Here is a 2,992-nt window from a genome sequence, read left to right as displayed (position 1 = left end):
TTAGAAGGGAAGGCAGGGAACAGGCTTCGGAGTTCAGAAGTCGAATCGATATACTCCTCACGGACGAACAAGGCAACCCTGTTCGGGAACTCAGGAGAATTGAGTTCCTGGATAGCTCAAGCGCTCCCGAAGAATTTATTTACTCAAGGGTGTACACATATTATTGATCGATCTCCTGTGTAACATATGTTACCGATTCTCCCTCTGGGCGTCTGTAAGATAATTACTGTCAGTAAAGGAGGGATTAGATTGTTTTGTTTTCAGTGTTCTGAAACGATGAAGGGTACTGGCTGCACTGTCCAAGGTATCTGCGGAAAGGAACCGGAAGTAGCCGATCTCCAGGATCTTCTGATATGGATTTTGAAAGGGATTTCCTTGTGGGGCGTCAAAACACAAGAAATGGGAGTGAAAGATTCTGAAACCGGTCTTTATGTTGCTGAAGGCCTCTTCACAACGATTACAAATGTGGATTTTGATCCCGAGAGTCTGGGTAAGAAGATTGACAGGGCCCTCAATGTAAGAAGACGAATCGAAAGAATCTTCAAAGAGGCTTACAGAAAAGAGAAAGGAAAGGAGTTCAGCGAACCGATGCCTGAAGCATGCACTTGGGAGTCATCACGTGGAGTGGAGTCTTATAAGGCCAAAGGTGCTCAAGTGGGTGTTCTTGATACGCAGGATGAAGATATTCGTTCGTTGAGGGAGCTTCTCACCTACGGCCTAAAAGGAATTGCAGCATACACAGATCACGCCTATATCCTAAAGCACTCTGACAATTCTATACTAGACTTTCTTCAGGAGGCGCTCGCTTCCTGTCTTAACGACTCATTGACAGCTGAAGACTACGTTGCGCTAGTTTTGAAAGCGGGCGAGTATGCAGTTAAGGCAATGGCTTTACTGGACGAAGCAAACACCGGCAGCTATGGAAATCCGGAAATCACGTCAGTCTATACCGGCACGTATGAAGGACCGGGGATATTGGTTAGTGGGCACGATCTTCTTGATCTAGAAGAGCTCCTGAAACAGACCGAGGGAAAGGGAATAAATATATATACTCATGGTGAAATGCTTCCTGCGAATGGTTATCCCGGACTGAAAAAGTTCTCTCACCTCAGAGGCAATTTCGGAACGTCCTGGTACAATCAGCAGAAGGAATTCGAAGAATTCAAGGGTCCCATTCTAATGACCACGAATTGTATTCAGAGGCCGAGGGAATCTTATAAGGACAAGATATTTACTACGGGTCTTGTCGGATGGCCCGAGGTATCGCACATCCCAAACAGAGTTGACGGGAAAGAGAAGGATTTCACGCCGATCATCGAAAAGGCTCTTGAAATAGGCGATATCGGAGCTAGACCAGGCAAGAAAATCGTTGTTGGGCTGGCCCACGATCAGCTGTCAAAGGTCTCCGATAAGATAATTGATGCAGTGAAAACAGGTGCAATTAAGAAGTTTGTGGTAATGGGCGGTTGCGATGGACATGCTAAGGAGAGACAGTACTACACGGACCTGGCCGAGAGGCTGCCTAAAGACATGGTAATATTAACCGCGGGTTGTGCAAAATACAGGTATAACATGCTAGATCTGGGCGACATAGGAGGCATTCCCAGAGTAGTAGACGCAGGGCAGTGCAACGATTCATACTCGTTGGTTGTGACTGCCTTGAAGCTTAAAGAGGCTTTCGGTCTGGACGATATAAATGATCTCCCGATCGAGTATGATATTGCCTGGTACGAGCAAAAGGCGGTAGCTGTACTCCTTGCGCTTCTATACATGGGAGTAAAGGGGATTCGTTTAGGTCCGGTACTGCCAGCTTTCATTTCACCGAATGTTCTGAAAGTTCTTGTGGAAAACTTCGATATAAAGCCTATTAGAACCGTAGAAGAAGATTTATCCGAGATTGTTGGATAATCATTTGCCTTTGAAAGAAGCCGACAACTATTTTTGCGACATCTATAAGTGAAGGTTTGATTTCTCCTCCGTCGGGCACCAACCCGTGCCCGGCGTTTTCTACCACCACCAGTTTGCTATAGCATCCGGCAGCAGTGAGCTCCTCGAAGAAGCGTTTCGATTGATCGACCGGTACGACAAGATCGCTATCACCCTGAACTATCAGAAATGGTGGGGAATCTTTATTTACATAGTTGATTGGACTCGCCTTTCTAAGTATTCCCTCTTCATTCCCAAAGATCAACTCCGCTACCTCTCTCTCAATACCTTCGAATAGGGCTTCAAGATCGGTGGGTCCGTAGAGATCAGCGACACAGAAAAGATTTTCATCCTGACCTGAGTATTTGTCTTCAGAAAACATGCCGGTATTTGCAGTCAATGCAGCAAGCGTCACAAGATGCGCACCGGCGCTTGTTCCGAAGCCTCCGATTGCTTCAGGATCAATCAGTAATTCGGTGGAATTTTCTCTTACAAATCGAATTGCCGTTTTTACGTCAATGACCTGCGATGGGAACTTCCATTTGGGGGCGAGCCGGTAGTCGATGGAGAATACGATGAATCCGGCTCTTATAAGCTCACCGGCAACTACTACGCCGGGTCCACTCCTTTTGTCTCCAGTAATCCAGGCGCCTCCGTGAACATACAGTATTGCTGGTCTTGGAGCAGTAGTTCTGGCAGGATAGTAAACATCCATTGTGAGTATCTCTCCATCAACTTCCGAATAAACGACATCCTCTTTAACCACAAAGTCAACTGCAGGCAATTCTTCGGTATCGACTTTGAGACTCTCAAGAGAGAAATCTCTGGCCGTTCTTGAGGCCAGAAATAATTGCTTAAGAAGCTCTGCAAGTTCTCCAATCTCCGACAATGAATAAGCAGAGAAATTTGTCGGGCATAGCAAGACACAAGAAGTGGCAATAATAAGGATTTCTCTTTTCAGTTTCATTCTCGCGAAACCCTTCCCGTTAAGGAAGCATATTTACCACTCCCAGCACGATAGCTGCCAGAGAGGAAATTACTGCCACAGTCAACCAGATGTTATTTG

General features: G+C 46.1%; 2 protein-coding genes. One reads left to right on the top strand and one right to left on the bottom strand.

The genetic code is table 11. From position 1 onward, the window contains the following. The first annotated feature begins 249 nt into the window (after window positions 1-249). Entirely contained in the window at window positions 250-1,908 is a 1,659-nt protein-coding gene (gene hcp / locus BG32_RS08610; protein ID WP_121526683.1) for a hydroxylamine reductase, read from the top strand. On the opposite strand, the gene BG32_RS08605 is transcribed toward hcp, so the two are convergent. Continuing rightward, entirely contained in the window at window positions 1,868-2,893 is a 1,026-nt protein-coding gene (locus tag BG32_RS08605; RefSeq protein ID WP_121526682.1) for an alpha/beta hydrolase, read from the bottom strand. The two genes, hcp and BG32_RS08605, sit on opposite strands and share 41 nt — an antisense overlap. Window positions 2,894-2,992: the final 99 nt, after the last annotated feature.

It is taken from the genome of Mesotoga sp. HF07.pep.5.2.highcov (assembly GCF_003666285.1).
GTDB classification, from domain to species: domain Bacteria; phylum Thermotogota; class Thermotogae; order Petrotogales; family Kosmotogaceae; genus Mesotoga; species Mesotoga prima.
Note: the sequence above shows the minus strand (reverse complement) of the source record. Positions and strands in the feature narration are given on the sequence as shown.

Bases quoted from the DNA above. Each gene is read 5' to 3' on its own strand.
- BG32_RS08605 (WP_121526682.1), bottom strand. From the start codon at position 2,893: ATGAAACTGAAAAGAGAAATCCTTATTATTGCCACTTCTTGTGTCTTG.